The organism is Massilia sp. BAP21 (assembly GCF_057801335.1).
In genome coordinates, this window is record NZ_CM173596.1 from 1,553,249 (window position 1) to 1,579,496 (window position 26,248).

Annotated in this window: 20 protein-coding genes; 5 read left to right on the forward strand and 15 right to left on the reverse strand. The window is 65.0% G+C overall.

Features of this window, described 5'->3' with window-relative positions; genetic code table 11:
* Positions 1-49: 49 nt before the first annotated feature.
* From ACWYRN_RS06830 to astC, 9 genes are all read right to left on the reverse strand, one after another.
* Positions 50-907 (reverse strand): head GIN domain-containing protein, encoded by an 858-nt coding sequence (locus tag ACWYRN_RS06830; RefSeq protein ID WP_488691718.1) that lies wholly within the window; start codon positions 905-907, stop codon positions 50-52.
* 132 nt (positions 908-1,039) lie between these two features.
* The gene (locus ACWYRN_RS06835; RefSeq protein WP_488691719.1) at positions 1,040-2,158 is read right to left on the reverse strand and encodes an NADH:flavin oxidoreductase/NADH oxidase; all 1,119 of its coding nucleotides are present in this window, start codon (positions 2,156-2,158) and stop codon (positions 1,040-1,042) included.
* A gap of 311 nt (positions 2,159-2,469) precedes the next feature.
* Positions 2,470-3,465: a succinylglutamate desuccinylase gene (locus ACWYRN_RS06840; RefSeq protein WP_488691720.1), complete on the reverse strand. Its 996-nt coding sequence runs from the start codon at positions 3,463-3,465 to the stop codon at positions 2,470-2,472.
* Positions 3,466-3,468: 3 nt separating this feature from the next.
* A complete protein-coding gene (locus ACWYRN_RS06845) occupies positions 3,469-8,175 on the reverse strand; it encodes an NAD-glutamate dehydrogenase domain-containing protein (RefSeq protein WP_488691721.1) in 4,707 nt (1,568 codons plus the stop codon).
* 480 nt (positions 8,176-8,655) lie between these two features.
* On the reverse strand, positions 8,656-9,999 hold the full coding sequence (gene astB / locus ACWYRN_RS06850; RefSeq protein ID WP_488691722.1) for an N-succinylarginine dihydrolase: 1,344 nt from the start codon (positions 9,997-9,999) through the stop codon (positions 8,656-8,658).
* 14 nt (positions 10,000-10,013) lie between these two features.
* The gene (astD, locus tag ACWYRN_RS06855; RefSeq protein WP_488691723.1) at positions 10,014-11,483 is read right to left on the reverse strand and encodes a succinylglutamate-semialdehyde dehydrogenase; all 1,470 of its coding nucleotides are present in this window, start codon (positions 11,481-11,483) and stop codon (positions 10,014-10,016) included.
* Positions 11,476-12,510, reverse strand: a complete 1,035-nt coding sequence (gene astA, locus ACWYRN_RS06860; RefSeq protein ID WP_488691724.1) for an arginine N-succinyltransferase — start codon at positions 12,508-12,510, stop codon at positions 11,476-11,478. Before astA ends, astD begins: the two co-directional genes overlap by 8 nt.
* Before the next feature lie 10 nt (positions 12,511-12,520).
* Positions 12,521-13,543 (reverse strand): arginine N-succinyltransferase, encoded by a 1,023-nt coding sequence (locus tag ACWYRN_RS06865; protein ID WP_488691725.1) that lies wholly within the window; start codon positions 13,541-13,543, stop codon positions 12,521-12,523.
* Between the two features lie 91 nt (positions 13,544-13,634).
* Complete coding sequence (gene astC / locus ACWYRN_RS06870; RefSeq protein WP_488691726.1) at positions 13,635-14,876, reverse strand: acetylornithine/succinylornithine family transaminase; 1,242 nt, start codon at positions 14,874-14,876, stop codon at positions 13,635-13,637.
* Between the two features lie 218 nt (positions 14,877-15,094).
* Between astC and ACWYRN_RS06875 the strand changes: the two genes are divergently transcribed.
* The gene (locus tag ACWYRN_RS06875) at positions 15,095-15,361 is read left to right on the forward strand and encodes a hypothetical protein (RefSeq protein ID WP_488691727.1); all 267 of its coding nucleotides are present in this window, start codon (positions 15,095-15,097) and stop codon (positions 15,359-15,361) included.
* A gap of 243 nt (positions 15,362-15,604) precedes the next feature.
* On the opposite strand, the gene ACWYRN_RS06880 is transcribed toward ACWYRN_RS06875, so the two are convergent.
* Together ACWYRN_RS06880 and ACWYRN_RS06885 are read right to left on the reverse strand one after the other, a co-directional pair.
* Positions 15,605-16,546 carry a GlxA family transcriptional regulator gene (locus ACWYRN_RS06880; protein WP_488691728.1) on the reverse strand — a complete coding sequence of 314 codons (942 nt, stop codon included), beginning with the start codon at positions 16,544-16,546 and terminating at the stop codon, positions 15,605-15,607.
* 21 nt (positions 16,547-16,567) lie between these two features.
* Positions 16,568-17,470, reverse strand: coding sequence for a DMT family transporter (locus ACWYRN_RS06885; protein ID WP_488691729.1), 903 nt, complete (start codon positions 17,468-17,470; stop codon positions 16,568-16,570).
* Between the two features lie 256 nt (positions 17,471-17,726).
* Here ACWYRN_RS06885 and ACWYRN_RS06890 point away from each other — a divergent pair, with 256 nt between their 5' ends.
* The 3 genes from ACWYRN_RS06890 to ACWYRN_RS06900 all read left to right on the forward strand — a co-directional run bounded on the left by ACWYRN_RS06890 (position 17,727) and on the right by ACWYRN_RS06900 (position 19,392).
* Positions 17,727-18,197 (forward strand): MarR family winged helix-turn-helix transcriptional regulator, encoded by a 471-nt coding sequence (locus ACWYRN_RS06890; RefSeq protein WP_488691730.1) that lies wholly within the window; start codon positions 17,727-17,729, stop codon positions 18,195-18,197.
* On the forward strand, positions 18,194-18,475 hold the full coding sequence (locus ACWYRN_RS06895; protein ID WP_290425149.1) for a hypothetical protein: 282 nt from the start codon (positions 18,194-18,196) through the stop codon (positions 18,473-18,475). Before ACWYRN_RS06890 ends, ACWYRN_RS06895 begins: the two co-directional genes overlap by 4 nt.
* 83 nt (positions 18,476-18,558) lie before the next feature.
* Positions 18,559-19,392: an HDOD domain-containing protein gene (locus tag ACWYRN_RS06900; RefSeq protein WP_488691731.1), complete on the forward strand. Its 834-nt coding sequence runs from the start codon at positions 18,559-18,561 to the stop codon at positions 19,390-19,392.
* 705 nt (positions 19,393-20,097) lie between these two features.
* Here the strand turns inward: ACWYRN_RS06900 and secF are convergent.
* From secF to yajC, 3 genes are read right to left on the reverse strand one after another with little or no spacing between them, the layout of a single operon-like run.
* The gene (gene secF / locus ACWYRN_RS06905) at positions 20,098-21,117 is read right to left on the reverse strand and encodes a protein translocase subunit SecF (protein ID WP_488691732.1); all 1,020 of its coding nucleotides are present in this window, start codon (positions 21,115-21,117) and stop codon (positions 20,098-20,100) included.
* A gap of 15 nt (positions 21,118-21,132) precedes the next feature.
* The gene (gene secD / locus ACWYRN_RS06910) at positions 21,133-23,010 is read right to left on the reverse strand and encodes a protein translocase subunit SecD (RefSeq protein WP_488691733.1); all 1,878 of its coding nucleotides are present in this window, start codon (positions 23,008-23,010) and stop codon (positions 21,133-21,135) included.
* Between the two features lie 60 nt (positions 23,011-23,070).
* The gene (gene yajC, locus ACWYRN_RS06915; protein WP_488691734.1) at positions 23,071-23,406 is read right to left on the reverse strand and encodes a preprotein translocase subunit YajC; all 336 of its coding nucleotides are present in this window, start codon (positions 23,404-23,406) and stop codon (positions 23,071-23,073) included.
* A gap of 434 nt (positions 23,407-23,840) precedes the next feature.
* On the opposite strand from yajC, the gene ACWYRN_RS06920 reads away from it, so the two are divergent.
* On the forward strand, positions 23,841-24,941 hold the full coding sequence (locus ACWYRN_RS06920) for an NADH:flavin oxidoreductase/NADH oxidase (protein WP_488691735.1): 1,101 nt from the start codon (positions 23,841-23,843) through the stop codon (positions 24,939-24,941).
* A gap of 161 nt (positions 24,942-25,102) precedes the next feature.
* On the opposite strand, the gene tgt is transcribed toward ACWYRN_RS06920, so the two are convergent.
* The gene (tgt, locus tag ACWYRN_RS06925) at positions 25,103-26,242 is read right to left on the reverse strand and encodes a tRNA guanosine(34) transglycosylase Tgt (protein ID WP_488691737.1); all 1,140 of its coding nucleotides are present in this window, start codon (positions 26,240-26,242) and stop codon (positions 25,103-25,105) included.
* Between the last annotated feature and the right edge of the window lie 6 nt (positions 26,243-26,248).

Below are 26,248 nucleotides of genomic sequence, written 5' to 3' on the forward strand. Positions count from 1 at the left end.
CGGTTGAAGCCTCGGGCCATCGCATACGGAACCGAGACACCCCGTCCGCTTACATCACCTGCACGCCCCGTCCGCTGATCGTACGCTTCGCCGGCTGCCCATACACGCGGATCGGACCCGAACCACTGGCCTGCGCCACCACCGACTGGCGCACCGTGGCCGAAATCCCGCCCGAACCGCTGGTGCTCAATTCACCCTGCTCGCTGGTGAGATTCACCAGGTCCACGCTGCCCGAGCCGCTCACGCTCACGTTCAAACGCTGCACGGCGCCACCCGCTTCCACCCGCCCCGACCCGCTGACCGAAGCGCGCGCATAATCGCCGCGCACCTGGCCCACGCTCAGGCGTCCGGACCCGCTGACGCCCATCCGTGCGCTGCCGGCGCGCAGCTCGGTCGCTTCGATCTTGCCCGAACCGGCCACACTGGCTTCGAGATCGGCAACGTCGCCATACAGGCGCGTCACGCCCGAGCCGCCCTGGCGCACTTCCAGCGGGTCGCCGCGCAAGTCGCGCACGGTCACATTGCCCGAACCGCCGGCGCGCAGTTCGGTCAGGCGCGGCGTGGTGTAGATGACCTTCAGGGGCGTGGTGCTGCGCAGGCGGCCTTCGGTGCCGATATGCAGGGTCGAGCCGCGCACTTCGGTCTGCACGTAGCGCACCAGGTTGCTGTCGCCTTCGACCACCAGCGACGGCGCCGCGCCGACCCGCACCTCGACGATCATCGAACCACCCACGTTCAGGCCGGTCAGGGCCGCCACGCTGCGCACGTCGCGCGTCGCAACGCCATCGCCTTCCACCGTCTTGCCGCTGAACGGCGTGTGCACTGCATAATCGCTGCCCGGAGGACCGGCAACGATGATGCATCCGCTGAGAGTTGCAGCACAGGCGAGAGCGAGCAGAGTACGCATGGTGGGGACCTTTTCTTGTCGTGGTGGAGCGCCGCAGCGCTGATGTTGCCACTTTAGAATCTGCCCCCGCCACTGTCGCGCACCCTGCGACAGACTGCGCTTTTGCCGGGTTGAACCGTGCAATAACGCGGATCAGCGTTGCCCGAGCCGGGTGTCGCCGAACAGGTTCTTGAACTGGTGCGGCTGCGAGCGCCAGTACTGCTGCGGCGCGGCCACCTGGGCGCCGAGTTCGGCGGCGGCATGCCATGGCCAGCGCGGGTTGTAGAGCATTGCGCGCGCCAGCGCCACCATGTCGGCCTGGCCTGATTGCAGGATGTGCTCGGCCTGCTGCGGCTCGGTGATCAAGCCCACGCCGATCGTCGGCATGCTGGTCTCGCGCTTGATGCGTTCGGCAAAGGCGATCTGGTAGCCGGCGCCGACAGGGATCTTCTGCTGCGGCGACAGCCCGCCGCTCGACACGTGGATGAAGTGGCAGCCGCGCTTTTCCAGCTCCCTGGCAAAGACCACGCTTTCCTCGATGTTCCAGCCGCCCTCGACCCAGTCGGTGGCCGAGATGCGCATGCCGACGGCCATGGTCTCGGGTACGGCAGCCTGCACCGCCTCCAGCACTTCGAGCGGATAGCGCATGCGGTTTTCCAGCGAACCGCCGTACTGGTCTTCGCGCCGGTTCGACAGCGGCGACAGGAATTCGTGCAGCAGGTAGCCGTGGGCGCCGTGCAGTTCGATGCCGTCCAGGCCGAGCGCAGCGGCGCGGCGGGCGGCATCGACGAAACCCTGCTTGATGCGCTGCAGGCCATCGGCATCCAGCGCCAGCGGCACGGTCTCGCCTTCGGCGTGCGGCACGGCGGACGGCGCCACCGTCTGCCAGCCGCGCTCCTCGTCGGGCTTGATGTTGGCGCCGCCCAGCCACGGCGCCGCGCTCGACGCCTTGCGGCCGGCGTGCGCCAGCTGCACCGCGACCTTGATCGGCGAGTGCTTGCGGATGGCGGCGATGATCGGTTGCAGGGCGTCGAGGTGGGCATCGGACCACAGGCCCAGGTCGTCGGGCGAGATGCGGCCTTCGGGCGTGACGGCGGTGGCCTCGATGATCAGGAGCGAGGCGCCGGACAGGGCCAGCTGGCCGAGGTGGATCATGTGCCAGTCGGTGGCCAGGCCTTCGTCGGCCGAGTATTGGCACATCGGGGCGATGGCGATGCGATTGGACAGCTCCATCGGCCCGAGTTTGTAGGGGGAAAACAGCATGCTGCTCATGGACGGCTCCGGTCTTGTGCAAAGCACAAAGTCTATCGAAGCTTGGGAAATCGTGCTTTGGTAGGGTGGGCACGCCGTGCCCACGCGGTTACGTGCTCGTCCGTTAGCCGGCGGCGGCGACTATTCGCCCCGCGGCGTCAACGATGGAAATAGCGCTCGCCGGGCGCTCGGGAGACGCTGTCGGTACGCGACAGGCATGCCGGCATCCAGCGCCAACGATGATCATCGTTCCGCGTGGGCACGGCGTGCCCACCGTACGGGGGCCGGAACCGCCACGATATAAAAAAGCCGCGATCTCTCGCGGCTTTGGTTCAATCGATGCGCACCACCATCAGGCCGGCGCGCAGGCCGACCCGCACATCGGGATTCGGAAACACCACCATCTCCTCTTCATGGAACACGGTATACACCGTCTCCCCATCGGTGGCGATGACGTCGCCGCGTTTCAGCGAAGCGAAGTTCGGCGTCTCCTTGCTAAAGCCCATGGTGAAGGCATCCGACAGCTTGACCACTTCCTGCGCCACCTTGAACACATGCGGCGCGGCCTTGGCCGGCGGCGCCTGCACGCCGCGCAGCATGGCGTCGAGCGCGGCCGAGGCATCGGCAAACTGGGCCAGGTTGTTTTGCCCCAGCGTGCCCACCCTCCCCAGTTCCACCGTACTGCCGGCGGCGCCGTGGTGCTCGCTCGAGTAGTAGCTGTAGGTGCCGGCCGACTTCGGATTCATGATGATCGCTTGAATAGCCGCCTCGCCCAGCCAGCGGATCAAGTCCGCCTTGCGCCCGTCCGCGATCAGATCCGGCACGATCGCGAACACCGGATAGTGCGAGGCGCGGATCGCGGTGTGCAAATCCAGGTGCCAGCGCACCGGTCCCGCACCCTTGAAGAACGCATCGGTCGCGGCGATGATCTCGTCGGCCCGCGCGCTCTCGAAGGTGCCGGCCAGCGCACCGCGGTCCGCCTTGAACATGCGGTTCAAATCCGCATCGATGAAGCGTTTGCCGGCGGCGATGGCATCGATGTTGCCGACGCAGAGCATCAGGTCCACCGCCAGCACCGACGGTTCGCGCGACAGGGCTTCGATCACGTAGGCGACCATTTCGATCGGCCCGGTTTCGTCGCCATGCACGCCAACCGACAGCAATACCGCCGGCCGTACGCCGCCGGAACCCTTCACCGTCAGGATGCCCTTGGCAGGCGTCCCGACGGCGAATCCCGCGTCCGCGAAGCGCTGCGCGACCGTGCCGAAATCGGCCTCGGCCAGCGCGCGCACCGCGTCCGGCACCTGTGCCTGGTCGGGTGCGCTCATCGCTTAGGCCGCCAGCCGCTCTGGGTTCGAGCCTTCCGACAGCGCCCAGACGTCCAGCATCGCTTCTTCGAGGTCGGTCACCTGCGCATAGCCCTTCAGGCCACGCTCGGTCGTCACCGCATCGACAGCCGCCAGCGCGTCACCCGTGCCGGCACGCTCGATCACCTGCAGCAGCAGGCGCTGCTGGGTGCGGCGCAGTGCCTGCATCGCGTAGTTGCGCAGCTGTTCCTGCGACTTGCTGGTGGCCGGCAGCTTCAGGCCGCGCTCCAGCGTGTCGATGCCGGCGCGCTCGCGCAGCGCCATGCCGACCTGCAGGAACTGGGCCAGCGTCATGCCGGCCGGGCGCTGCACCGATACCGCCGCGAACAGGAAGGTAGCCAGCGACTCGATTGCCTCGACCGCCTTCCACGACGCGACGAAGTTCTTGCTCAGGCCAGCGTGGCCATCGGCTTCGGACTTGGCCGGCATCAGCTGGCGCATCTGGTCGCTGCTTGCGAACAGCGAGGTCAGTTCCTTCATGCCGTCGGCGCCTGCCGGCATCGACAGCACGCCTTCCATCACGGCGCGCAGCAGTGCGCGGGTGCGGGCGTCGACCGCGATCGACACGTCACGCGGCACGTTCAGCGCATCGGCGTCGAGTGCGTCGAAGACCGGCGCCAGTTGCAGCGCCGACCAGCCACGGCCCCAGGCCTTGACCACTTCGGCGTCGTCGATGCGGTGCTCGGCGGCCAGGTCGCGGATCATCAGCGGACCGCAGCGGTTGACCGCTTCGTTCGCCAGCACGGTGGCCAGGATGGTACTGGCCAGCGGGTGGTCGAGCGGATCGCGGGTGGCGACCAGCTGGGCCGGGAAGTAAGGACGCAGCACGGTGTCGGCCCATGGTTCGTCGGTCAGCGGCAGGGTCGCCAGGATGCGCTTGAAGCGGTTCTTCACGTTCGCCACCACGACCGCCAGTTCCGGCGCCGTCAGGCCTTCGCCTTGCGCCTTGCGGCGCTGCAGCTCGGCGTCCGTCGGCAGCTGTTCCAGCTCGCGCGACACGGCGCCTTCGCTTTCCAGGCTGGTGATCAGCGCGGCGTAGGCGTCGACCACCGAGGCGTTCGACTGGGCCTGCACTTCGCGCGTCAGCAGGTGGGTCTGCTGCGAGTTGTCGCGCAGGACCAGTTTCTCGACGTCGCCGGTCATCTCGTTCAGGATGCGGTTACGGTCGGCTTCAGGCAGCTTGCCGAGGTTGACTTCGGTGTCCAGCCAGATCTTGATGTTGACTTCGTGGTCCGAGCAATCCACGCCGGCCGAGTTGTCGATCGCATCGGTGAAGATGCGGCCGCCGTTCAGCGCGAACTCGATACGGCCGGCCTGGGTCGCGCCCAGGTTGCCGCCTTCGGCCACGACCTTGCAGCGCAGTTCGTTGCCGCTGACGCGGATGCGGTCGTTGGCGCGGTCCTTCACCTGCGCGTGGGTCTCGTTCGAGGCCTTGATGTAGGTGCCGATACCGCCGTTGTAGAACAGGTCGACAGGTGCCAGCAGGATGCGGTGCATCAGCTCTTCCGGCGCCAGCGACGTTTCCTTGATGTCCAGCGCAGCGCGCACTTCAGGCGTCAGTTCGATCGAACGGGCCGAGCGCGGGAACACGCCGCCGCCCTGCGAGATCAGCGACTTGTCGTAGTCTTCCCACGACGAGCGCGGCAGCGCGAACATGCGCTGGCGTTCCTTGAACGAGACTTCGACGTCCGGGGTCGGATCGAGGAAGATGTGGCGGTGGTCGAACGCGGCCAGCACTTTCAATTGGCGCGACAGCAGTACGCCGTTGCCGAACACGTCGCCCGACATGTCGCCCACGCCGACCATGGTGATCGGGGTCGTGCTCATGTCGTGGCCCAGTTCGTAGAAGTGGCGCTTCACGGCTTCGAACGCGCCCTTGGCGGTGATGCCCATCTTCTTGTGGTCGTAGCCGTTCGAGCCGCCCGAGGCAAAGGCGTCGCCCAGCCAGAAGCCGCGCTGCACGGCGATGCCGTTGGCGATGTCGGAGAAGGTCGCGGTGCCCTTGTCGGCAGCGACCACCAGGTAAGGGTCGTCCTGGTCGTAGCGCACGGTGTTCTGCGGTGGCACGATGGCGCCACGCTCGCGGTTGTCGGTCACTTCCAGCAGGCTGGAGATGAACATGCGGTAGCAGGCTTCGCCCTCGGCGGCCATGATTTCGCGTGGCGCGTCCTTCGGCATCTGCTTGCAGACGAAACCGCCCTTCGAGCCGGCCGGCACGATGACGGCGTTCTTGACCATCTGCGCCTTCACCAGGCCCAGCACTTCGGTGCGGTAGTCTTCCATGCGGTCCGACCAGCGCAGGCCGCCGCGGGCGACCGGGCCGCCGCGCAGGTGCACGCCTTCGAAGCGGCGCGAGAACACGTAGATCTCGCGGTAAGGACGCGGCTCCGGCGCCAGCGCCAGGTTGCTGGTGTCGAACTTGAAGATGATCTTCTCGCCGCTGTTCTGGAAGTAGTTGGTGCGCACGGTGGCCAGGGCCAGGTCGACCAGGGCCGCCATGATTTCCTCGGTGTCGGCGTGGTTCACGCTCGACAGGCCGGCCTTCAGTGCCGACAGCTTCGCGGTGCCGGCGTCATGCTCGGACTGCGACAGTTTCGGATCGAAGCGCTGCACGAAGCCGGTCACGAATTCTTTCACCAGGGCCGGCTGCATGCGCAGGGTCTCGGCCATGTAGCGCACCGAGAACTTCGAGCCCAGCTGGCGCCAATAGCTGATGTAGCCGCGCACCAGCTGCACTTCGCGCATCGACAAACCGCCTTCGATGGTCAGGCCGTTCATGCGGCCGTCTTCGGCTTCGTCGTTGAACAGCGCGGTGAACAGTTCCTCGGCCACCGGAGCGATGCCGGCCTTCACCAGCTTGGCGCCGCTCTCGTCGTCGACAGCCAGCGCGGTCACGTGGTGGCGCACGCCGTCGGCGGTGGTGATAGCCCAGGTCTGTTCGCGGTCGACGGCGATGCCGGCGTTCTGCAGGGCCGGCAGGATGCGCGACAGCGAAGGCACATTCTCGTTCGAGTACAGGCGGATCGAGGCGTCGCGCGCGGCGTTGCCTTCGCCGCTGCCCGGCTCGATGCGCACGGCCACGCGCTCGTGCTGGCCGATGTTCAGCATGGCCTGCAGGTCGCGGAAGGCGACGTCCGGCGCGGTGGCGGTGACGAACGACACCGGCAGGTTGGCGCCGAGTTTGCGCAGGTTGCTGCGCTGGGCATGCTCTTCGACGCCATTCGTCATGGCGGCAAAGCGGTCGTGCCAGCCGTCCAGCACGGCCAGCAGCGGCTGCTGGATGTCGGTTTCCAGGTCGAGCGGATTGCGCGCGGCGTGGGCGATCAGGTAGACGCGGGCCAGCGGGCCATCAGCCACCAGGGTCTGGACGCGCACGTCATGCGCGCCCGAGCTGTCTTTCAGGGCTTGCGCCAGGCTTGCTGCCACCGCTGCGCTGTAGCGCTCGCGCGGCAGGTAGACCAGGGCGTTCAGGTGGCGGCCGTATACGTCGCGGCGCGCAAAGACTTTCGGGCGCGGCTGCTTGTACAGCGAGACGACCGAGCTGCACACTTGCGCCAGCCATTCCGGATCGGCTTCCAGCGCTTCGGTGCGCGGCAGCGACTCCATGATTTCCAGGAACTTCTCGGCGCGGAAGCCTTCCTGGCGCACGCCGGCCAGGCTCAGGACCTTGGCCACGCGGCCGCGCGCGAACGGCAGGCGCGCCAGCGGGGTCGAGGTGGCGGCGCGGGTGAACAGGCCGACGAAGCAGTGCTCGCCGAGGATGTTGCCTTGCGCATCGGTGTTACGCACGCCGATGAAGTCCAGCGGCTGGTCGCGGTGCAGGGTGCCTTCGACGTCGGCCTTCACGATCGACAGGGTCTCGGCGCGTGCCGACAGGGTGGCCAGTTCGCCCGGGATGTTGGCCAGGCAGGTGCCGTAGACCGGGTGCGCGGTGTCCTTCAGGACGCCGATGCGGCTCGGGATGTCGCGCACCAGCTGCGGCTGGCCCGGCTGCACTTCGTAGTAGGCGTAGCCGAAGGGCTCGAAGCCTTCGTTCTTGGCCCACTCGAGGAAGGCGGCCACTTCCTGGCCGGCCGGGGTGCCGTGGGCGCTGGCCGCGGCGGCGACTTCGGTCATGCGGTCGCCCATGGCCACCGCGTCGCGGTGCACGGTGGCGGCGTCGTTGGCGACCATGCGGATGCGCGCGGTCAGCTTGTCGAGTTCTTCAAAGGCGAGTTCGTCGTTCAGCAGGACCAGGACGTAGGACTCAAGCGGAGAACCGGCGGCGCCGACAGCGGCGACCATGCCGGACGCATCACGCTGCACCGGCAGCACGGCGTTCATCACGCCGGCGGCCAGGATGCGCTCCTTGCGCAGGGCCATGACGAAGGAATCGACCAGGTAAGGCATGTCGTCGTTGACGATCAACAGGGCCGTGGCATTGCCGCCCTTGGTGTCGTTATAGCGCAGTTGCGCGATCTGGCAACCCTGGGTGCGCTTCGCGGCCTGCATGAAGCCGTCCCACAGGACGGGCGCCAGGGCTTGCGGCGCGATGCCGGCCAGGTCTTCTTCGTCGAGCGAGCGGATCCAGGCGGTGATCAGGGCCGTTACCGGCTCGGTCGCGCCGGCTGCCGGCTGGTTGGTCACCAGGGCCAGGGTCTGGGTGCGCAGATCTTGCGTCATGTCGTTCATTGTTGCTTCTCCAAGCTTGATGTTGTCGCTTGCGCGCGCTACGGCTTGTGGCTTTGCGTGCACCGGCGTTTGGTGGACGGGGTTGTCCCGTCCAGGTCCTTGGCTTCCTTGTCCTGGAAGCGTGTAACTCGTTAGTCGTGTCGACGATGGCGCGGTGTGCGCTTGGCGTCGGGTCTTTGCTGCTTTTTTCTATATGCTGCTGTTGTACCGCGTGGGCTCAAGAGCCCACCCTACGGTTTCTACTGCTTGCGGTGCTACGCGACGCTTTGATTGTTCCTTACTGCTGTACCGCGTGGACTCGGGAGTCCACCCTACGTTACACCGCCGCTGTAGGGTGGGCATTTGTAGTGCTGGCATTTAGCCAGCCCTACTGCCCACGCGGTTTCACCGTCCGATCATCCAACATTACAAAACCAATCGCGGGTTTCGTAGGGTGGACACCTGTGTCCACGCGGTCTCACCGGCTGATCATCGGCGATATCAACCGAAATCGTATAAACCGGGCAAACCAAGAATGCGCTCTAGCGCTTCCAGCGCCGTATGGCACTCGATCGCCAACTGCGGGTCCATCAAATCCTTCGGCTCGACCCGGTCGCGGTAATGCTTCTCGACCCACTCGACCAATTGCGCATACAGCGCCTCGGTCATGATCACGCCGCCGTGCATCGCGGCCGCCTGCTCGTCGGTCAGCGCCACACGCAGACGCAGGCAGGCAGGCCCGCCGCCGTTGCGCATGCTCTGGCGCAGGTCGAATTCGATCAGTTCGTCGATCGGCCCGCCGCTTGCCACCAGGCCGCCCAGGTAGCGCGCCACCGCGTCGTTCTCGCGGCATTCGTGCGGCACCACCAGCGCCATCTTGCCGTCCGGCTTGGACAGCAGCTGGCTGTTGAACAAATAGCTGGCCACGGCATCCGCCACCGGCACCATGCCGGTCTCCACGCGCACCGGCGCAAACTCGAAGCCTACACCCGCTGCCGTCCGGCGCAGCGCATCGATGGTTGCGGCTTCGTCGGCAAACGCCTGCTCGTGGTAGAACAACACGTTGCCGTTGCCGACCGCGATCACGTCGTTGTGGAACACGCCCTGGTCGATCACGTCCGGATTCTGCGAGGCGAACACGGTGCGCGCCGGGTCCAGGCCGTGCAGGCGCGCCACGGCTTGCGAGGCTTCCAGGGTCTGGCGCGCCGGGTATTTTTTCGGGGCCGGGGCCGACGGGTCGAACTCGACGCGGCCGTACACGAAGAACTCCACGCCTGGCGCACCATGGTCAGCGGCAAAGCGCGTATGGTTCGCCGCGCCCTCGTCGCCAAAGGCCGGCGTGGCCGGCAGCGTGTCGTGCACCACGAAGTGATCGTGGTCGGCAAAGATGTGGCGCAGCGTGCGGGTGGCCTGCACGTGCTCTTCCGAGCGGTGCAGCTTGTTGTTCAGGTTGGCGGCGGTGAAGTGCACGCGGCCGTCGCGGGTGTCGGCCGAGGGGCTGACGGTGGCGGCGTTCGCGGTCCACATCGGCGCGGCCGACCAGGCGCAGGACAGGATCACCGGCGCCTCGCGCCAGGCTTGCGCCAGCACGTCGGCGTCGGTGCCCGAAAATCCCAGGCTGCGCAGCAGGCGGAAGTTCGGACGCGCCTGCGGCGGCATCACGGCCTGGCCGAAGCCGCGCGCAGCCAGCGCACGCATCTTGGCCAGCCCCTGCAGCGCCGCCTGGCGCGGGTTCGAGGCGCTCTTCACATTGCTGAACGAAGCGACGTTGCCGAACGAGAGGCCGGCGTAGTTGTGCGACGGGCCAACCAGGCCGTCGAAGTTGTATTCGCGCGCGTTGAACATAATTAGAAGCTCAATTAAAAGCTCAGGCCAGGCGACAGCTTGGCCGGCATTTCCAGTTCGGAGGTTTCGATCGAGGCGACCGGGTAGGCGCAGTAGTCCGCCGCATAGTAGGCGCTCGGACGGTGGTTGCCCGACTTGCCGACGCCGCCGAACGGCGCCGAGCTGGCCGCGCCCGTGGTCGGACGGTTCCAGTTGACGATACCGGCGCGGGCGCGCACCGCGAAGTGCTTCCACAGCTCTTCCGACGGCGACAGCAGGGCCGCAGCCAGGCCGAATTCGGTGGCATTCGCCACTTTCAGCGCGCTGTCGAAATCCTTCACGCGCACAATCTGCAGCAGCGGACCGAACCACTCTTCGTCCGGAATACCTTGCGCATCGGTGACGTCGACGATACCGGCGGTGACGAAGCCGGCGTTCGGGTCGAGCTGGCGCATCTGCAGCAGCACCTTGCCGCCCTTCTGCGCCATTTCGGCCTGGGCCTGCACCAGGCGCGCGGCCACCGCTGCCGAAACCACAGGTCCCATGAATGGCTGCGGCTCGGCATTCGACGGGCCGACTTGCAGCTTGCTCGCCACTTCGACCAGGCGGTCGATGAAGGCCTGGCCTTCCGGCGTGTCCTGCACCACCAGGCGGCGCGCGCAGGTGCAGCGCTGGCCGGCCGAAATGAAGGCCGACATCACCGCATGGTGCACGGCAGGATCGATGTCCTTCACATCCCAGACCACGAGTGGGTTATTGCCGCCCATTTCCAGCGCCAGCATCTTGCCCGGCTGGCCGCCGAACTGTTTGTGCAGGGCGGCGCCGGTCTGGCTGCTACCGGTGAACAGCACGCCGTCGATCTGCGGCTGCGCGCCGAGCGCGATGCCGGTATTGCGGCCGCCGTTCACCAGGTTCAGCACGCCCTGCGGCAGGCCGGCCTGTTCCCACAGCTGCACGGTCTTCACGGCGGTGCGCGGCGCGTATTCGCTCGGCTTGAACACCACCGTGTTCCCGGCGATCAGGGCCGGCACGATGTGGCCGTTCGGCAGATGGCCGGGGAAGTTGTAGGGACCGTAGACAGCGAACACGCCATGCGGGCGATGGCGCAGCACGGCATTGCCGTCGGCGACCTTGGCATTCGTTTCGCCGGTGCGCGCGCCGTAGGACTGGACCGAGATATCGATCTTGTTGGCCATGGTCGCCACTTCGGTGCGCGCTTCCCACAGCGGCTTGCCGACTTCCTCGGCAATCGTCGCGGCCAGTTCTTCGGTGTGTTCCTTCAGCAGATCGCGGAAGCGCGTGCAGATGGCGATGCGTTCTTCCAAAGGCGTCAAGGCCCAGTCCTCGAAGGCGTCGCGGGCGGCTTGCGCGGCGCGGGCGACGTCGTCTTCGTTCGACTCGTTGCTGGTCCAGGTCTGGCGGCCGGTGGACGGATCGATCGTGACCAGTTCCGCGCCGCTGCCGGCGAGCCATTCGCCGTTGATGTAGTTCGACAGGTTAGCCATTGTTCTTCCTAACGTTGAGTGACAGCGTGCGCACCGTGTCGCCCGCCTCGCAATGCAGCAGCGCCAGCTCGTCGGCCGACAGCACCGCTTCCGTGCCGTCGATCGTGGCCTGCGCCAGCACCATGCGGAAATCGTGCAGCTTGGTGTTCGACACCAGCAGGCAATCGGTGTCGCCCTCGGGCTTGCCCTCGACGGCCACGCGCAGCACGCTGTCGCGCACCGAACGCAGGTCGGACACGCGGCCCTGCAGCACCGGGCCGGCATCGAAAATGTCGACGTAGCCGTCGTAGTGCATGCCTTCCTGCTCCAGCAGCTTGCGCGCCGGCAGGGTCGAGCGGTGCACCTGGCCGATCACTTCGCGCGCCGACTGCGGCAGGTAATCCACATACAGCGGCTGGCGCGGCATCAGCTCGGCGATGAAGGATTTTTTCCCGATCGCGGTCAGGCCGTCGACGTGGTTGAAATCCATCTTGAAGAAGTGGCGGCCCAGGCCTTCGTAGAACGGGCTGGTGCCGTCTTCCAGCAAATAGCCGCGCATCTCGGCGATGATCTTTTCGGTGAACAGCTGCTGGAACTGGGCAATGAACAGGAAGCGGCTTTTCGACAGCCACTTGCCGTTGTAGCCGCCGCTGCGGTAGTCCGGCTGCAGGAACAGCGAGCACAGTTCGGTCGCGCCGGTGAGATCGTTCGACAGGTACAGGGTTTCCATGCGCGTGAACACGTTCAGTTCGCGGCTGGAGTGCACCAGGGTGCCGATGCGGTAGTTATAGAACGGTTCGGTCAGGCCGACCGCACCCTTGATGGCGCAGATGCCTGCCAGGCGGCCGTTGCTCGTGTCCTCGAGCACGAACATGTAGTCGCGCTCTTCGGGCGGGATCGTCTCGGCAAACGAGGCAACGGCGCAGTCGACACGGTCGCCCAGCATCTTGCGGTCGGGCTTCAGGGTGGTCATGCCGCTGCCGACCTGGGTGGCCAGGTCGATCAGGCCGTCGAGGTCGGAGGCGGCGATGGAACGAATGACGAGCATGGTGCCTCTCTCAGATTCTGACGCAGATGACGGTATCACCCGGCGCCACGCCCAGCGCCTGCTGTGCCTCGGCCGGCAGGCAGATGGCGTCGGAGGTATCGCAGGGCGGGCAGGACACGGTGACAGCGCGGAAGCGGTCGGCACTGGTGGCCACCGCGTAGGTGACGGTGGCACCATTGCCACGCGATGCGGTCTCGACGCGGCGCTGCTGCGAGCCGCAGAACGAACGCAGCGACAGTTTATGCGCCGCCAGGATCGGGCCGCCGTCGAAGATGTCGACATATTCGTCCGCTTCGAAGCCCTCTTCCGTGAGCAGCTTGAAGGCCAGCTGGCCGCTCGGATGGATCTGGCCCATCGCCGCCTGGGCGTCGCCCGGCAGCAGCGGCACGTAGACCGGATAGTGCGGCATCAGCTCGACGATCAGGGTGCGGTTGCGCGCCCCGCCGATGATGCGCTCGGCTTCCAGGAAATCCATCTTGAAGAACTTGCGGCCCAGCGCATTCCAGAACGGCGACTGGCCGTCGCCATCGGTCACGCCCGGCAGCGGCACGAAGAAACGGTCGCCGAAGCGGTGCGGCGCCAGCGCCGCGAACAGCAGGCGCGCACGCGACAGCAGCGCAGCCTCGATGCCGGCACGCTCGCGGTCGCGCAGATTGAAACCGGCCAGCTGCGAGCAGGCCGTGAGTTCCGAGCACAGGGTCAGGGCGTGCACGCTGTGGCTGATGTTCAGGTCGCGCGAGACCTGCTGGATGACGTCGTTGCGGAAGGCGAAATAGGTGCCGTTCGAGCCGGCCGACGCGTGCACGGCGGCAGTGCCGACAACTTCGTTGCTGGCCGTGTCTTCGAGCACGAACAGGTAGGATTCTTCGCTCGGGATGTCGACCTGCGCCGCGAACGAGGCGATGGAACGCTCGACGAAGGCGGTGATCGCGTCGCGCGTGCGCGGCAGCGTGTGCACTCCCGGCGTCGTGACCGCGGCCAGGCTTTCCAGCGCGCCGATATCCGACAGTTCTACCGGACGGACAACATACATGTGAACTCCCCAAAAGACCTCAGTGCGAACGAACGGAGGCCCGCGCTGCTTTGCGGGCCTTGTTACTGCAAGCTGCTATGGCTTTCGCGGATCAGGCAGCCAGGAACTGCTCGACGGCGGCGCGCATGATGCGGTCGGCTTCGGCGATCTGCTCGTCCGAGACGATCAGCGCCGGCGCCAGGCGCACGACGTCGAAGCCGGCCACCAGCAGCATCAGGCCGAGGCCTTCGGCGACCTTGGTCAGGTCCTTGGCGCGGCCCTTGTAGCCTTCGGCCATCGGCAGGCCGATCAGCAGGCCCATGCCGCGTGCCTTGCCGAACAGCTGCGGGTAGTCGGCCGACAGCTTGTCGAGATTCGCGAAGATCTTGGCGCTGGCTTCCTTCACGCGCGCCAGGAAGGCCGGCTGGTTGATGGTCTCGATCACGTTCAGTGCGACGGTCGCGGCCAGCGGGTTGCCGCCGTAGGTGGTGCCGTGCGAGCCGACGTTGAAGTGCTCGGCGATCGCGTTCGTGGTGAGCATGGCGCCGATCGGGTAGCCGTTGCCCAGGGCCTTGGCGCTGGTCAGGATGTCCGGGGTCACGCCGGTTTCCATGTAGGTGTACAGGGTGCCGGTGCGGCCCACGCCCGACTGCACTTCGTCGAAGATCAGCAGGGCGCCGGTCTTGTCGCACAGCTCGCGCAGGGCTTGCAGGTATTCCTTGTTGCCCGGGATGACGCCGCCCTCGCCCTGGATCGGCTCGACGATCACGGCCGCCACGTCATCGAGGATGGCGGCGCGCGCCGCGTCGATGTCGTTGTACGGGATGTGGTTGATTTCCTGCGGCAGCGGCTCGAAGCCTTCGGTGTACTTCGGCTGGCCGCCGACCGACACGGTGAACAGGGTGCGGCCGTGGAAGGACGACAGGCAGGAAATGATGCGCGACTTGTGCGGGCCGAATTTGGTATGCGCGTACTTGCGCGCCAGTTTCAGGGCCGCCTCGTTCGCTTCCGCGCCCGAATTGCAGAAGAAGGCGCGGTCGGCGAAGGTGGCGTCGGTCAGGGCCGAGGCCAGGCGCAGCACCGGCTCGTTGGTGTAGCCGTTGCCGAGGTGCCAGAGGGTGTTGAGCTGCTTGGTCATCGCGTCGACCAGCACCGGGTTGCAGTGGCCCAGGCTCGAGACGGCGATACCGGAGGTGAAGTCGAGGTAGTGCTTGCCTTCCTGGTCCCACACGTCCAGGCCCGAAGCGCGCACCGGCACCATCGCAGCCGGAGCGTAGGTCGGGACGAGGACTTCGTCGAAGGTCTGCCGAGTGACAGGCCGCGTTGTGACACCCGAATCAAGCTTTGCGTTCATGACTTTTTCCTCATCCTAAGTTCGTGACAGGCGCACGGAGGGCCGGCGCCGAGTCTGGTCATTATAGGAAGGCTATCAGGCAAGTTCTTGCAGAAGTGCGACGGGGATTTTCATTTTTGGCCGGAAGTCAATGCGGTATCCGCACATCGCGCGATGAAGCACGGCAAGCTTTACACGCTGTAGAAGTATCAAATCGACCAGTCAACCTGCGGATCGCCATGCGCCCACCACACAACCGCACGAAATTCATCCTGCTGCACCAAGTTGTCGTGCTTGTACTCGGCGGCTTGCTTGCAATCGGCATTGGCTCCCCGTTTCCGCCATTTCTCCTCGCACTGGCTCCTTTGCTGGATTTGCTGGAAGCACAGCCGCACGATAAACGGACATACTGGATCAGCGTGGGCATCGCCCTGGTGGTCGTTTTTGCGGCTGCGGTGGGGATTTTCTACCTTGCGCTGACAAGCTATGCACGCGGGCGCTGGTAAATGGCTGGCGGCATGGACATCCCGGGATGCGGGGACAGGATGATTCATCCAGTCTCTTAGGTATGCAGATTTCGTATCGTTCAAATTCGTGCAGAGATCGTGTATTTGCGTCGGCAAATCGCAGGATTTCGTGAACATATCATGTGATTTCGCGCGCATATCGCAGCAAAACGTCAGGAATCGTGCGATATCGCGGTATTCTGGAGGCGCCCTCCCCTCGCGACCGGAAGGCTGATGCGGCTGCTATTCAGCCAAGCGCCGCTGCCGCTCTTCCCGCGGCGTATTTCCGAACAGCGCCCCGAACGCCGTCGAAAAATGCGAGCCCGACGAAAACCCGCACATCAGCCCCACCTGCACGATCGAGTAATTGGTATCGAGCAGCAGTTGCCGCGCCCGCGTCAGGCGCAGCTCCAGGTAATAGCGTGACGGCAAACTGCCCAGATACTGCTTGAACAGCCGCTCCAGCTGGCGCCGAGACACCCCGGCCAGCTGGGCGATCTCGTCGGTCGAGAGCGGCTCCTCGATATTCGCTTCCATCAGCGTCACCGCTTCGGTCAGCTTGGGCTGCAATGTGCCGAAGCGCGCCTGCAGGGCCACGCGCTGGCGCTCTTCCTTGCCGCGCACCCTGTCGACACACAAGATCTCCTTCACCTGCGCCTGCACGGTCGAGCCGAAAATGATGTCGATCAAGGTCAGCGCGAAATCCACGGACGCCGCCCCGCCGCAGCAGGTCAAACGTTCGCCTTCGATTTCGTAGAGGTGGGGCGTGAAGACGGCCTGGTCGGCGCGGCTGTCGGCGCCGGCGTACAGCGACCATGGCAGCGCGGTGCGCACGCCGTTCAGGGCGCCGGCCTCGGCCAGCCACAGCACGCCGGCACCCACGCCGCCCCAGAACGGCGCGGCGCGGCAGCGTTCGACCAGGGCGCGGAAGTTCGCGGGTTTCAGGCCGGCCTGGGCTTCGTCGGCGGCCAGTAGCACCAGGTGCCAGTGGCGCTGGGCGTCGCTGGTGAACTTGTCGGGGCTGCGCACGTCCACGTGCAGGCGCTCGGGGCCGAGGATCTTGGCGGCCAGGCGCAGCGGCTGGGCCAGGCCCGACCAACTCATCGTGTCCGGCTCGCCGGCATTCACGAGCAGCACGCGCAGCGGCCTCTCCTGCGCCAGGCGGGACAGTTCAGCTTGCGGCATTGAAGCGGATCGTGACGTTGTTCACTCGGGAGCAAGCGCGGCGGATGGCCGGCGTTCGGAATTCCATTGACTGACTATCATACCGGAGATCAACAGCAGGCCACCGAGCCAGCCCCGCGCCGTCAAGGCTTCGCCCAGCCAGAAGTAGCCGAAGAAGGCGGCCGCGGCCGGCTCGAAGGCATACACCACCGCCGCCTCGTTGGCCGAGGTGCGCGACTGGCCCCAGGTTTGCAGCGAGATGATGGCGGCGGTGGCGACCACGCCCAGGTAGGCGAAGTTCCAGCCGTGCTGGCCAAGCTTGCCGAATACGCCGTCGAGATAGGCGGCGCGTGCCACGGCCTCGCCCGGCAGTTCGCGCGCCAGCAGCCAGAGCGCGGCGCACAGGCCGACGGTGCCGATCTGGGCGGCGGTCACGGTGAGCAGGCGCGTGGCGCGCCGGGTCTGCACTTCCATCACCTTGATGTAGACGCCGAAGCACAGCGCGCTCAGCAGGGCGAGCGAGTCGCCGGTGCCCCAGGCGCCGCCGTCCCAGCACAGTGCGGCCAGGCCGGCGATCGACATGACAAGAGCCAGCACGATGCGGCGTTCTGGCAGGCGGCCGGCCAGCACGCCCAGCAGCGGCACGACCAGCACGTTCAGGCCGCAGATGAATGCGTTGCGGTTCGAGCTGGTCAGGGCCAGGCCCTCGACCTGGAACACGAAGCAGAAAAACAACAAAGCGCCGAGAATGGCGCCGGCACGCATGTCGGCCAGCTTGCCGCGCCACAGGAAGGGCGACAACAAGACGGCGGCAAGGACAAAACGCACGAGAATGATCCACACGGCCGAGAAATGACCGGTCAGGTCTTTCATTGCCGGGAAGGTCGTGCCCCAGACCAGCGTGACGAGCAGCAGAGCGAATATGCCGTGGAGATGGCGGGTCATGGAATGCGGCGCGAAGAAAAGCGGTATGGTACGCGCCTCGGCCATAAGAAGCTATCTCAGTAGGTCGGGGGAAGCGGATGGTGATGCCTGGCGAGCGCGGGCAAGGCGCAAGGAGGCCGCATGGCGGAGCCATGCAACGACGCGCAACACCGTCCCCGCTTGTCAGGCGCGCCAGCAGCGACTCCGACCTGCTGAGATAGCTTCTAACGGCGAACCGTCGTCGCCGAAAGGCTGCTCGCGGATATAATCTCGCTTCATGGGGGAACGATATTTAAAGAGCGTCCGCTTGCTGGCCGAATGCCTGCAGGGCTTCGAACGGTATTCGGGCGAATCCGTGCGCCAGTACGGTTTGACGCACGCGCAATTCGACATCATCGCCACGCTCGGCAATACCAGCGGCATGAGCTACAAGGAATTGGGTGAGCGCACCCTGATTACGAAAGGCACGCTGACCGGCGTCATCGAACGGCTCGAGCAGAAACAGCTGGTGCTGCGCGAACGTAGCGATGAGGACAAACGCTCGTATTTCGTGCGCCTGACCGATAGCGGCGAAGCGGTGTTTCGCGATGTGTTCCCGAAGGTGGTTGCACACGGCAAGCAATTGTTTGAAGATTTCAGCGATGCCGAATTCGACGAGGTCGACGGCGCACTGAGGAAATTGCGCGAACGGATACTCGGGGCAGGACGCCCTTCCCCTTCATTATCACAACAAAAGGAATCATCTTGAAAACTTCCCTGATCGACGGCAAGAAGCCGGCCCACTTCGACAAGCACATCATCGGCAATATTCTGCTCGACATCGCTCCGGAAGCCGAAGTGCGCGAGGAAGCCATGCTGATCGGCGTGCGCAACGAAGACGGCGAGATCTACCGCCTGATCGGCGCGACCAAACTGAGCAGCTTCATGAACGCCGTCGAGGAACTGTTCGACCTGGGCCTGGTCGACGAACTGCAGGACACCGAAGAGCCGAAGGAAGACTGCGACGCCATCTTCAGCGAGCCTTGATCGCGAGACGTTTGGCGTTGTAAAAAGATGCTTTGGAGCAAATACTCCGAAGTGTGGCTGTTCGCAGGGAGTATAATTTTTCGATGGACAGACTAGACGCCCTCAAGAGCATCGCCGCCCAGGCCATCCGCGGCGAGCTCAGCTTCCCGACCAATGTTGACGCCACGCTCAAGCTGCAGCGTGCGCTCAATGATCCCGATTGCCACGCCGATGCGGCGGCGCGCCTGGTGCAGGCCGAGCCGTTGCTGGCTGCGCGCACGGTTGCCATTGCCAACTCCGTCACCTACAACCGCGCCGGTAACGACGTGACCAGCGTGCGCGCCGCCGTGCAGCGCGTCGGTTTCCGTACGCTGGGCGCGCTGGCGGCCTCGGTGATCGTGCGCCAGCTGAGCAGCGAGATCACCGATCCGGTGCTGCGTGCCAAGGCCGATCAGTTGTGGCGCCACTCGGCCCACGTGGCCGCGCTGGCCCAGGTGATCGCGCGCCGGGTGTCGTTCGTCGATCCGGAGACGGCGATGTTTGCCGGCATCGTGCACGAGGTGGGCGGCTTCTACATGCTGTCGCGCGCGCATGCGTATCCGGGGCTGCTCGAAGGCGGCGCCGAGGATTGGCTGGAGCATGGCGAAGTGGCGATCGGCCGCGGCGTGCTGCTCAAGCTGGGCGTACCGGCGCCGGTGATGGGGGCGATCGAGGCCATGTGGAATGGCATGCGTGCGCTGCCGCCGGAGACCCTCGGGGACACCCTGTTGCTGGCGAACGATTTGTCGCCGGAGCATTCGCCGTTGCTGGAACGGCCGGGTGCGACCAGTGTGCAGGCGGCGGCGACCATTGATTTCGCGGTGGGGGATGGGACCCTGGCAAGGATCATGGAAGAGTCGGCGGAAGAGGTGCAGAGTTTGACGTCGGCGTTGTTGTAAGGCGGTCCGATCAGCGGTAATGGGGCTGTTGCCTGCGCTGTTATCGGTCCTTTTGATCCGCGTGGGCACGGGTGCCCACCCTACGGTCACCGTTATCGGCAAGTTCACGCGAAAACCGTGAGGTCGCCGTTAATAGCGAGTTCATACAAACCCATACAGTCCACCACCAGCAGCAAATCGTACGAAACGCGGATACGCAACGTATCCCGTAGGGTGGGCACTCCGTGCCCACGCGGATTCAACACACCAATAGCGCAACAGGCAAAAGCCCCAATACCGCTTGCCATCCTGCCCTTCGCAATTCCAACCCACAAAAAAAATGCCCACTCCAAACGGAGCGGGCAAAGTCCAAAACTAGGGATGTCCTGAAAGAGACAGCTCCACTATAGTTCCCGGTTCCCGCATACTCTGTGCGCCATTTCACATTCATGTGACATTTCTGTTTCATTCGCCGCGCAAGCAGACCAGGCAAAAAAAAACCCGCTCCAAGCGGAGCGGGTGAAGTCCAAAACTAGGGATGTCCTGAAAGAGACAGGTTCACTATACGGTTTGCCTCCCCCAACGCTCTGTGCGTTAACTCACACAACACCAGGAAATGTCACATATCAGCAAATTCCTTGTAAAAATCGAGGTGCGGAAATGTGTATAGAATAAAAAAGCCGCCACGGCCTTCACCGTGGCGGCTTTTTCATGCGGGCCGGCTAATTACACCACGGCGCCGTCGGTCTCGTCCTTTTCCTTGACCGGCTTGATCAGGTCTTCGCGTTTTACGCCGAACCACATTGCCAGCGCGGCAGCCACGAACACCGACGAGTAAATACCGAAGCAGATACCGATCGTCAGCGCCATCGCGAAATAATGCAGCGACGGGCCGCCGAAGAACAGCATCGACAGCACCATCATCTGGGTCGAGGCGTGGGTGATGATGGTACGCGAGATGGTGCTGGTGATCGCGTGGTCGATGACCTCGGTCACGCTCATCTTGCGCTGCTTGCGGAAGGTTTCACGGATACGGTCGAAAATCACCACCGATTCGTTCACCGAGTAACCCAGCACCGCCAGGATCGCCGCCAGCACCGTCAGCGAGAATTCCCACTGGAAGAAGGCGAAGAAGCCCAGGATGATGACCACGTCGTGCAGGTTGGCCAGGATCGCGGCCACGGCGAATTTCCATTCGAAGCGGATCGCCAGGTAGATCACCACGCCGACCACGACCATGATCAGCGCGTGCAGGCCGCTTTCGGCCAGTTCGTCGCCGACCTGCGGGCCGACGAAGTCGACGCGCTGCAGGGTCACCAGCTCGGCGCCGGCTGCATTCGCGCAGCTGGTGCGTTCGATCTGCTGGCCCTTTTCCGTCACGTTGATCTGTTTCGGGGTGCCGCCTTCCGAGGCGCAGACGGCCTTGAAGGCTTCGCCCGACACGGTCGAGCCAGCCGCGGTCTTCACCGGCGGCAGGCGCAGCATGATGTCCTGGGCGGTGCCAAAGCTCGCCACTTCAGGCGCTTCATGGCCGATCGAGCGCAGCGTCGCGCGGATTTTTTCCTGGTCCGCCGCATGCGGGTAACGCAGTTCCATCACGGTGCCGCCGGTGAACTCCACCGAGAAGTGCAGGCCCTTGGTCACCAGGAAGAACACGGCAGCCACGAAGGTCAGCGCCGAGATCACGTTGAAGATCAACGCGTGGCGCATGAACGGGATGTCCCGCTTGATTTTGAAAAATTCCATGACAGTTCCTCGTCCTTATTTCTTTTCAGCGGGCAGGCCCGGCGTCCACACCGTACCGACCGACAGCTTGGTCACTTTCTTGCCGCGGCGGCCGTACCACAGGTTCACGAAACCGCGCGAGACGAACACGGCCGAGAACATCGAGGTCAGGATGCCCAGGGTGTGCACCACGGCGAAGCCGCGCACCGCACCGGTACCGAAGATCAGCAGCGCCAGGCCGACGATCAGGGTGGTTACGTTGGAGTCGAAAATCGTGTCCCAGGCGTGGCTGAAACCATGCGTGATCGCCTGCTGCGGCGTGGCGCCGGCTCGGAGTTCCTCGCGGATACGTTCGTTGATCAGCACGTTGGCGTCAATTGCCATACCGAGGGCCAGCGCGATAGCCGCGATACCCGGCAGGGTCAGCGTTGCCTGCAGCATCGACAGCAGGGCCAGCAGGAACAGCACGTTGGCCGCCAGCGCCACCGCACTGAACACACCGAACATGTGGTAGTAGATGATCATGAAGACGGCAATCGCCACGAAGCCCCACAGGGTCGAGTGCAGGCCGCGCGAAATGTTCTCGGCGCCGAGCTGTGGGCCGACCACGCGTTCCTCGATGAATTCCATCGGGGCCGACAGCGCGCCCGAGCGCAGCAGCAGGGCCAGTTCGTTCGCTTCCTGGGCGTTGCCGATGCCGGTGATCTGGAAGGTTGAACCCAGTTCGCTCTGGATGGTCGGGGCCGACGGCACGGTGTACTTGCCCTTCTCTTTCAGCAAAATCGCCATGCGTTTGCCGACGTTTTCGCGGGTCACCAGGCGGATCTTGCGGCCGCCGTCGCCGTTCAGGTCGACCGAGACGGCCGGCTGCTGGTTCTGGTCGAAGCTGGCAACGGCGCCGGTGATGTAGTCGCCGGTCAGGATAATGTCTTTCGACACCACGACCGGGGCGCCGCGGCCTTCGGTGAACAGTTCCGAGTTCAGCGGGATCGTGCTGGAGAGCTCGGTGCCCGGGGTCACGCTGTTGTCGACCAGGCGCAGTTCCAGGGTGGCGGTGCGGCCGATCAGGTCTTTCGCACGGGCCACGTCTTGCACGCCCGGCAATTGCACGATGATGCGGTCGGCGCCCTGGCGCTGGATGACCGGCTCGGTCACGCCGAGTTCGTTGATACGCTTCGACAGGGTCGAGATGTTCTGGTTGACGCCTTCCTCGACGATGCGCTTGAGCGCCTCGGCCTTCATGGTGGCGACCAGTTTCAGTTCGGTGCCGTCGGCGGCGTCGGCCAGGGTCAGGTCGGCCATCTGCTTGGCCAGCACGTTGCGGGCGGCGGTGCGGGTCTGCTCGTCGCGGAAGTTCACCTCGATGGCATTGCCGTTGCGCTCGATGCCGGCATGGCGCACGTTGGCGTCGCGCAGGACGCTACGCACGCTGGTCTGGGTGCTCTTGATGCGGGTTTCGAGCACGGCCTTGGAGTCGACTTGCAGCAGGAAGTGGACGCCGCCGCGCAGGTCGAGGCCGAGGTTCATCGGCAGCGCGCGCAGGGACTGCATCCAGGCCGGGGTATTCTTCACCAGGTTGACGGTGACGATGTAATCGGGGTCGGCGGCGTCACGGTTGAGCTGGCGCTCGAGCGCGAGCTTGGCCTTGAACTGGGCGTCGGTGGTGTCGAAGCGGGCCCGCACGGCGGTCGAGTTGCCGGAGCCGTCGAGCGACACCTGGTTCGCCGGAACACCCTCGCGTTTCAGCACGTCGGCCACTTGCGCCGAGGTGTCGCTCGTAATCTTGACCGTCGTCTTGCCGGTCGTCACTTGCAGCGCCGGCGATTCGCCGAAGTAGTTGGGCGCCGTGTACAGCGCGCCCAGCAGGAGCGCAACAGCGATCAGTATGTATTTCCAGAGCGGATAGCGATTCATGATGTTCCAGCGTTCTATGTTGAGCGGCGTGCGGCCCGCAAGCAGGCCGCGGCGCTTGGCTTACAGGGACTTCAGGGTGCCCTTCGGCAGCAGCGTGGTCACGGCGTTCTTCTGCACCACCAGTTCGGTGTTGGTGGCGATTTCCAGGGTCACATAGGTATCGGTAACCTTGGTCACGCGGCCCAGGATGCCGCCGGCGGTGACCACTTCGTCGCCCTTGGCGAGCGCGTCCATCATCGCCTTGGCTTCTTTCTGGCGCTTCTGCTGTGGGCGAATCATCAGGAAGTACATGACCACGAACATGATCAGCAGCGGAGCGAAGGTCGTCAGGCTACCCATCAGGCCAGGATCGGCGGCTGCAGTGGTGGTTTGCGCGTAAGCGTTGGAAATGAACACAAGGACTCCGATTATGAGATGAAAAAAACAGCGCTGTATTCTAGCACCGGCGCACTGCCAGCGGCCATTCCGCCGCATGTGGGGTTGGCTGTAAAAAATGCAAGTAGGAAATCCACACGGCGAGGGTGGTATTACCGGGGCGGCATCATGTACATACCGGCTGTTGCTGTTGCCGCTGTAGGGGGGCCGGGCCGCGCTAGGCACCCGTGTCCACACAGTCCTGCCCTTGCGCACTTTACTCGTCGTGCTCGCCATGTTCGACTGATCAACCGGGGCACCGCGTGGACACAGGTGTCCACCCCACAGTGAAAGTGGGCACTCACATTTAGCCGTCTCCAGCGAAGATCCCGACGCGCGGGTATCATCCCCGTCCCGCGCCGCCAAGCTCAACGGCCGCGCCTGACCCGCTTATTTTTGCAAGAGATCCCTACCCCATGTCAGCACTTTTCACCCCGTTTACCCTCAAGGGCGTCACCCTGCGCAACCGCATCGCGGTGCCGCCGATGTGCCAGTACAGCGCCATCGATGGCTACACCAACGAATGGCACACCACCCACTATGAAAGCATCGCCCGTGGCGGCGCCGGCCTGGTGATCGTGGAAGCCACCGGCGTGTCGCCGGAAGGCCGTATCACCCCGGGCTGCCTGGGCCTGTGGTCCGACGAGCACGTGCCGGGCCTGGCGCGCATTGCCGCCGGCATCAAGGCGGGCGGCGCCATTGCCGGCATCCAGATCGGCCACGCCGGCCGCAAGGCCAGCGCCCAGCGTCCATGGGAAGGCGACGACCACATCCCAGCCACGGACCCGCGCAGCTGGGAAACCATCTCGCCGTCGGCGGTTGCCTTTGGCGCCAACCTGCCGCAAGTGCCGAAAGAGATGACGATTGCCGACATCGAGCGCGTGAAGGCCGACTTCGCCGCCGCCGCACGCCGCGCCCTGGAGGCCGGCTTCGAGTGGCTGGAGCTGCACTTCGCCCACGGCTACCTCGGCCAGAGTTTCTTCTCGGTGCACGCGAACCAGCGTAGCGACGACTACGGCGGCAGCTTCGCCGGCCGCAGCCGCTTCCTGCTCGAGACCCTGGCGGCCGTGCGCGCCGTCTGGCCAGAAAATCTCCCGCTGACCGCGCGCTTCGGCGTGATCGAGTTCGACGGCCGCGACGAAGAAACCCTGAACGAGGCGATCGAACTGACGCGCCAGTTCCGCGCCGCCGGTCTGGACATGCTGAACGTGAGCGTCGGCTTCTCGACGCCGGATGCGAACATTCCCTGGGCTTCGGGCTTCCTTGCGCCGATCGCCGAGCGCGTGAAGCGCGAAGCGGGCATTCCGGTGGCGTCGTCGTGGAACATCGATTCGCCGACGGTAGCCAATCGCGTGGTGGAAGAAGGCCAGATGGACCTGGTCATGATCGGCCGCGCGCACTTGGGCAACCCGCACTATACGTATGCGGCAGCCAAGGCGCTGGGCCAGGATAAACCGTCGTGGACGCTGCCGGCGCCGTATGCGCACTGGCTGGAGCGGTATCGCGCGGCGGAGTAATTAGTAAGAGGTGCAATGAAAAACGCGGCTTTCGAGCCGCGTTTTTTTGTGCCGTTTCGATTTTGTAGGGTGGGCTCTTGAGCCCACGCGGTAGGACATTTGCATATTGTACGGTGTGCAAAGGTAGGACCGCGTGGGCACAAGTGCCCACCCTACAACCCTTATACGCCGCGGCTACGATCCGCCGCGAACTGCAACCGGAACGCATGGAACCCATCCGCATCGATCGCATCGCGGATTTCCTGCATCAGGTTCAGGTAATAGTGCAGGTTGTGGATGGTATTCAGGCGCGCACCCAGGATCTCGTTCGAGCGATGCAGGTGGTGCAGGTAGGCGCGCGAGAAGTTGGTGCAGCAGTAGCAGGTGCACGATTCGTCCAGCGGCGCCATGTCTTCCTTATAGCGCGCGTTCTTGATCTTCACGTCGCCGAAGCGCGTGAACAGCCAGCCGTTGCGCGCGTTCCGGGTCGGCATCACGCAGTCGAACATGTCGACGCCGTTGGCCACGCCTTCCACCAGGTCTTCCGGCGTACCCACGCCCATCAGGTAGTGCGGCTTGTTCTCCGGCAGGCGCGGGCCGACGTGGGCCAGGATGCGCTTCATGTCTTCCTTCGGCTCGCCCACCGACAGGCCGCCGATCGCCAGGCCCGGGAAGTCGATGTCTTCCAGGCCGGCCAGCGATTCGTCGCGCAGGTGCTCGTACATGCCGCCCTGGACGATGCCGAACAGCGCGTTCGGGTTTTCGCCGCGGTTGAATTCGTTCATCGAGCGCTGGGCCCAGCGCAGCGACATGCGCATCGACTTCGCCGCTTCTTCGGCGGTGGCCGCGCGGCCATCGATTTCATACGGCGTGCACTCGTCGAACTGCATCACGATGTCCGAGTTCAGCGAACGCTGGATCTGCATCGACACTTCCGGCGACAGGAAGCGGCGCGAACCGTCGATCGGCGAAGCGAAGGTGACGCCCTCTTCCGTGATCTTGCGCATCGCGCCCAGCGAAAACACCTGGAAGCCGCCCGAGTCGGTGAGGATGGGCTTGTCCCAGCCCATGAACTGGTGCAGGCCGCCGAACTTGTCGAACACCTCGGTGCCCGGACGCAGCCACAGGTGGAAGGTGTTACCAAGGATGATCTGCGAGCCCACGGTCTTCAGTTCGGTCGGGTCCATCGCCTTGACCGAGCCATAGGTCCCGACCGGCATGAAGATCGGGGTTTCGATGGTGCCGTGGTTCAGTTTCAAACGGCCGCGGCGCGCATGCGACAGGCCGCTGGTGTCTTTCTTCAGGAGCGTAAATTCGAGCATCGGTAG

Excerpts from the sequence above, each read along its gene's own strand:
- secF (WP_488691732.1), bottom strand. The coding sequence starts at position 21,117 with ATGGAATTTTTCAAAATCAAGCGGGACATCCCGTTCATGCGCCACGCG.
- ACWYRN_RS06840 (WP_488691720.1), bottom strand. The coding sequence starts at position 3,465 with ATGAGCGCACCCGACCAGGCACAGGTGCCGGACGCGGTGCGCGCGCTG.
- astD (WP_488691723.1), bottom strand. The coding sequence starts at position 11,483 with ATGGCTAACCTGTCGAACTACATCAACGGCGAATGGCTCGCCGGCAGC.
- astA (WP_488691724.1), bottom strand. The coding sequence starts at position 12,510 with ATGCTCGTCATTCGTTCCATCGCCGCCTCCGACCTCGACGGCCTGATC.
- ACWYRN_RS06890 (WP_488691730.1), top strand. The coding sequence starts at position 17,727 with ATGGGGGAACGATATTTAAAGAGCGTCCGCTTGCTGGCCGAATGCCTG.
- ACWYRN_RS06865 (WP_488691725.1), bottom strand. The coding sequence starts at position 13,543 with ATGTATGTTGTCCGTCCGGTAGAACTGTCGGATATCGGCGCGCTGGAA.
- ACWYRN_RS06845 (WP_488691721.1), bottom strand. The coding sequence starts at position 8,175 with ATGAACGACATGACGCAAGATCTGCGCACCCAGACCCTGGCCCTGGTG.
- ACWYRN_RS06920 (WP_488691735.1), top strand. The coding sequence starts at position 23,841 with ATGTCAGCACTTTTCACCCCGTTTACCCTCAAGGGCGTCACCCTGCGC.
- ACWYRN_RS06875 (WP_488691727.1), top strand. The coding sequence starts at position 15,095 with ATGCGCCCACCACACAACCGCACGAAATTCATCCTGCTGCACCAAGTT.
- ACWYRN_RS06835 (WP_488691719.1), bottom strand. The coding sequence starts at position 2,158 with ATGAGCAGCATGCTGTTTTCCCCCTACAAACTCGGGCCGATGGAGCTG.
- astB (WP_488691722.1), bottom strand. The coding sequence starts at position 9,999 with ATGTTCAACGCGCGCGAATACAACTTCGACGGCCTGGTTGGCCCGTCG.
- secD (WP_488691733.1), bottom strand. The coding sequence starts at position 23,010 with ATGAATCGCTATCCGCTCTGGAAATACATACTGATCGCTGTTGCGCTC.
- astC (WP_488691726.1), bottom strand. The coding sequence starts at position 14,876 with ATGAACGCAAAGCTTGATTCGGGTGTCACAACGCGGCCTGTCACTCGG.
- ACWYRN_RS06830 (WP_488691718.1), bottom strand. The coding sequence starts at position 907 with ATGCGTACTCTGCTCGCTCTCGCCTGTGCTGCAACTCTCAGCGGATGC.
- ACWYRN_RS06885 (WP_488691729.1), bottom strand. The coding sequence starts at position 17,470 with ATGACCCGCCATCTCCACGGCATATTCGCTCTGCTGCTCGTCACGCTG.
- ACWYRN_RS06900 (WP_488691731.1), top strand. The coding sequence starts at position 18,559 with ATGGACAGACTAGACGCCCTCAAGAGCATCGCCGCCCAGGCCATCCGC.
- ACWYRN_RS06880 (WP_488691728.1), bottom strand. The coding sequence starts at position 16,546 with ATGCCGCAAGCTGAACTGTCCCGCCTGGCGCAGGAGAGGCCGCTGCGC.
- tgt (WP_488691737.1), bottom strand. The coding sequence starts at position 26,242 with ATGCTCGAATTTACGCTCCTGAAGAAAGACACCAGCGGCCTGTCGCAT.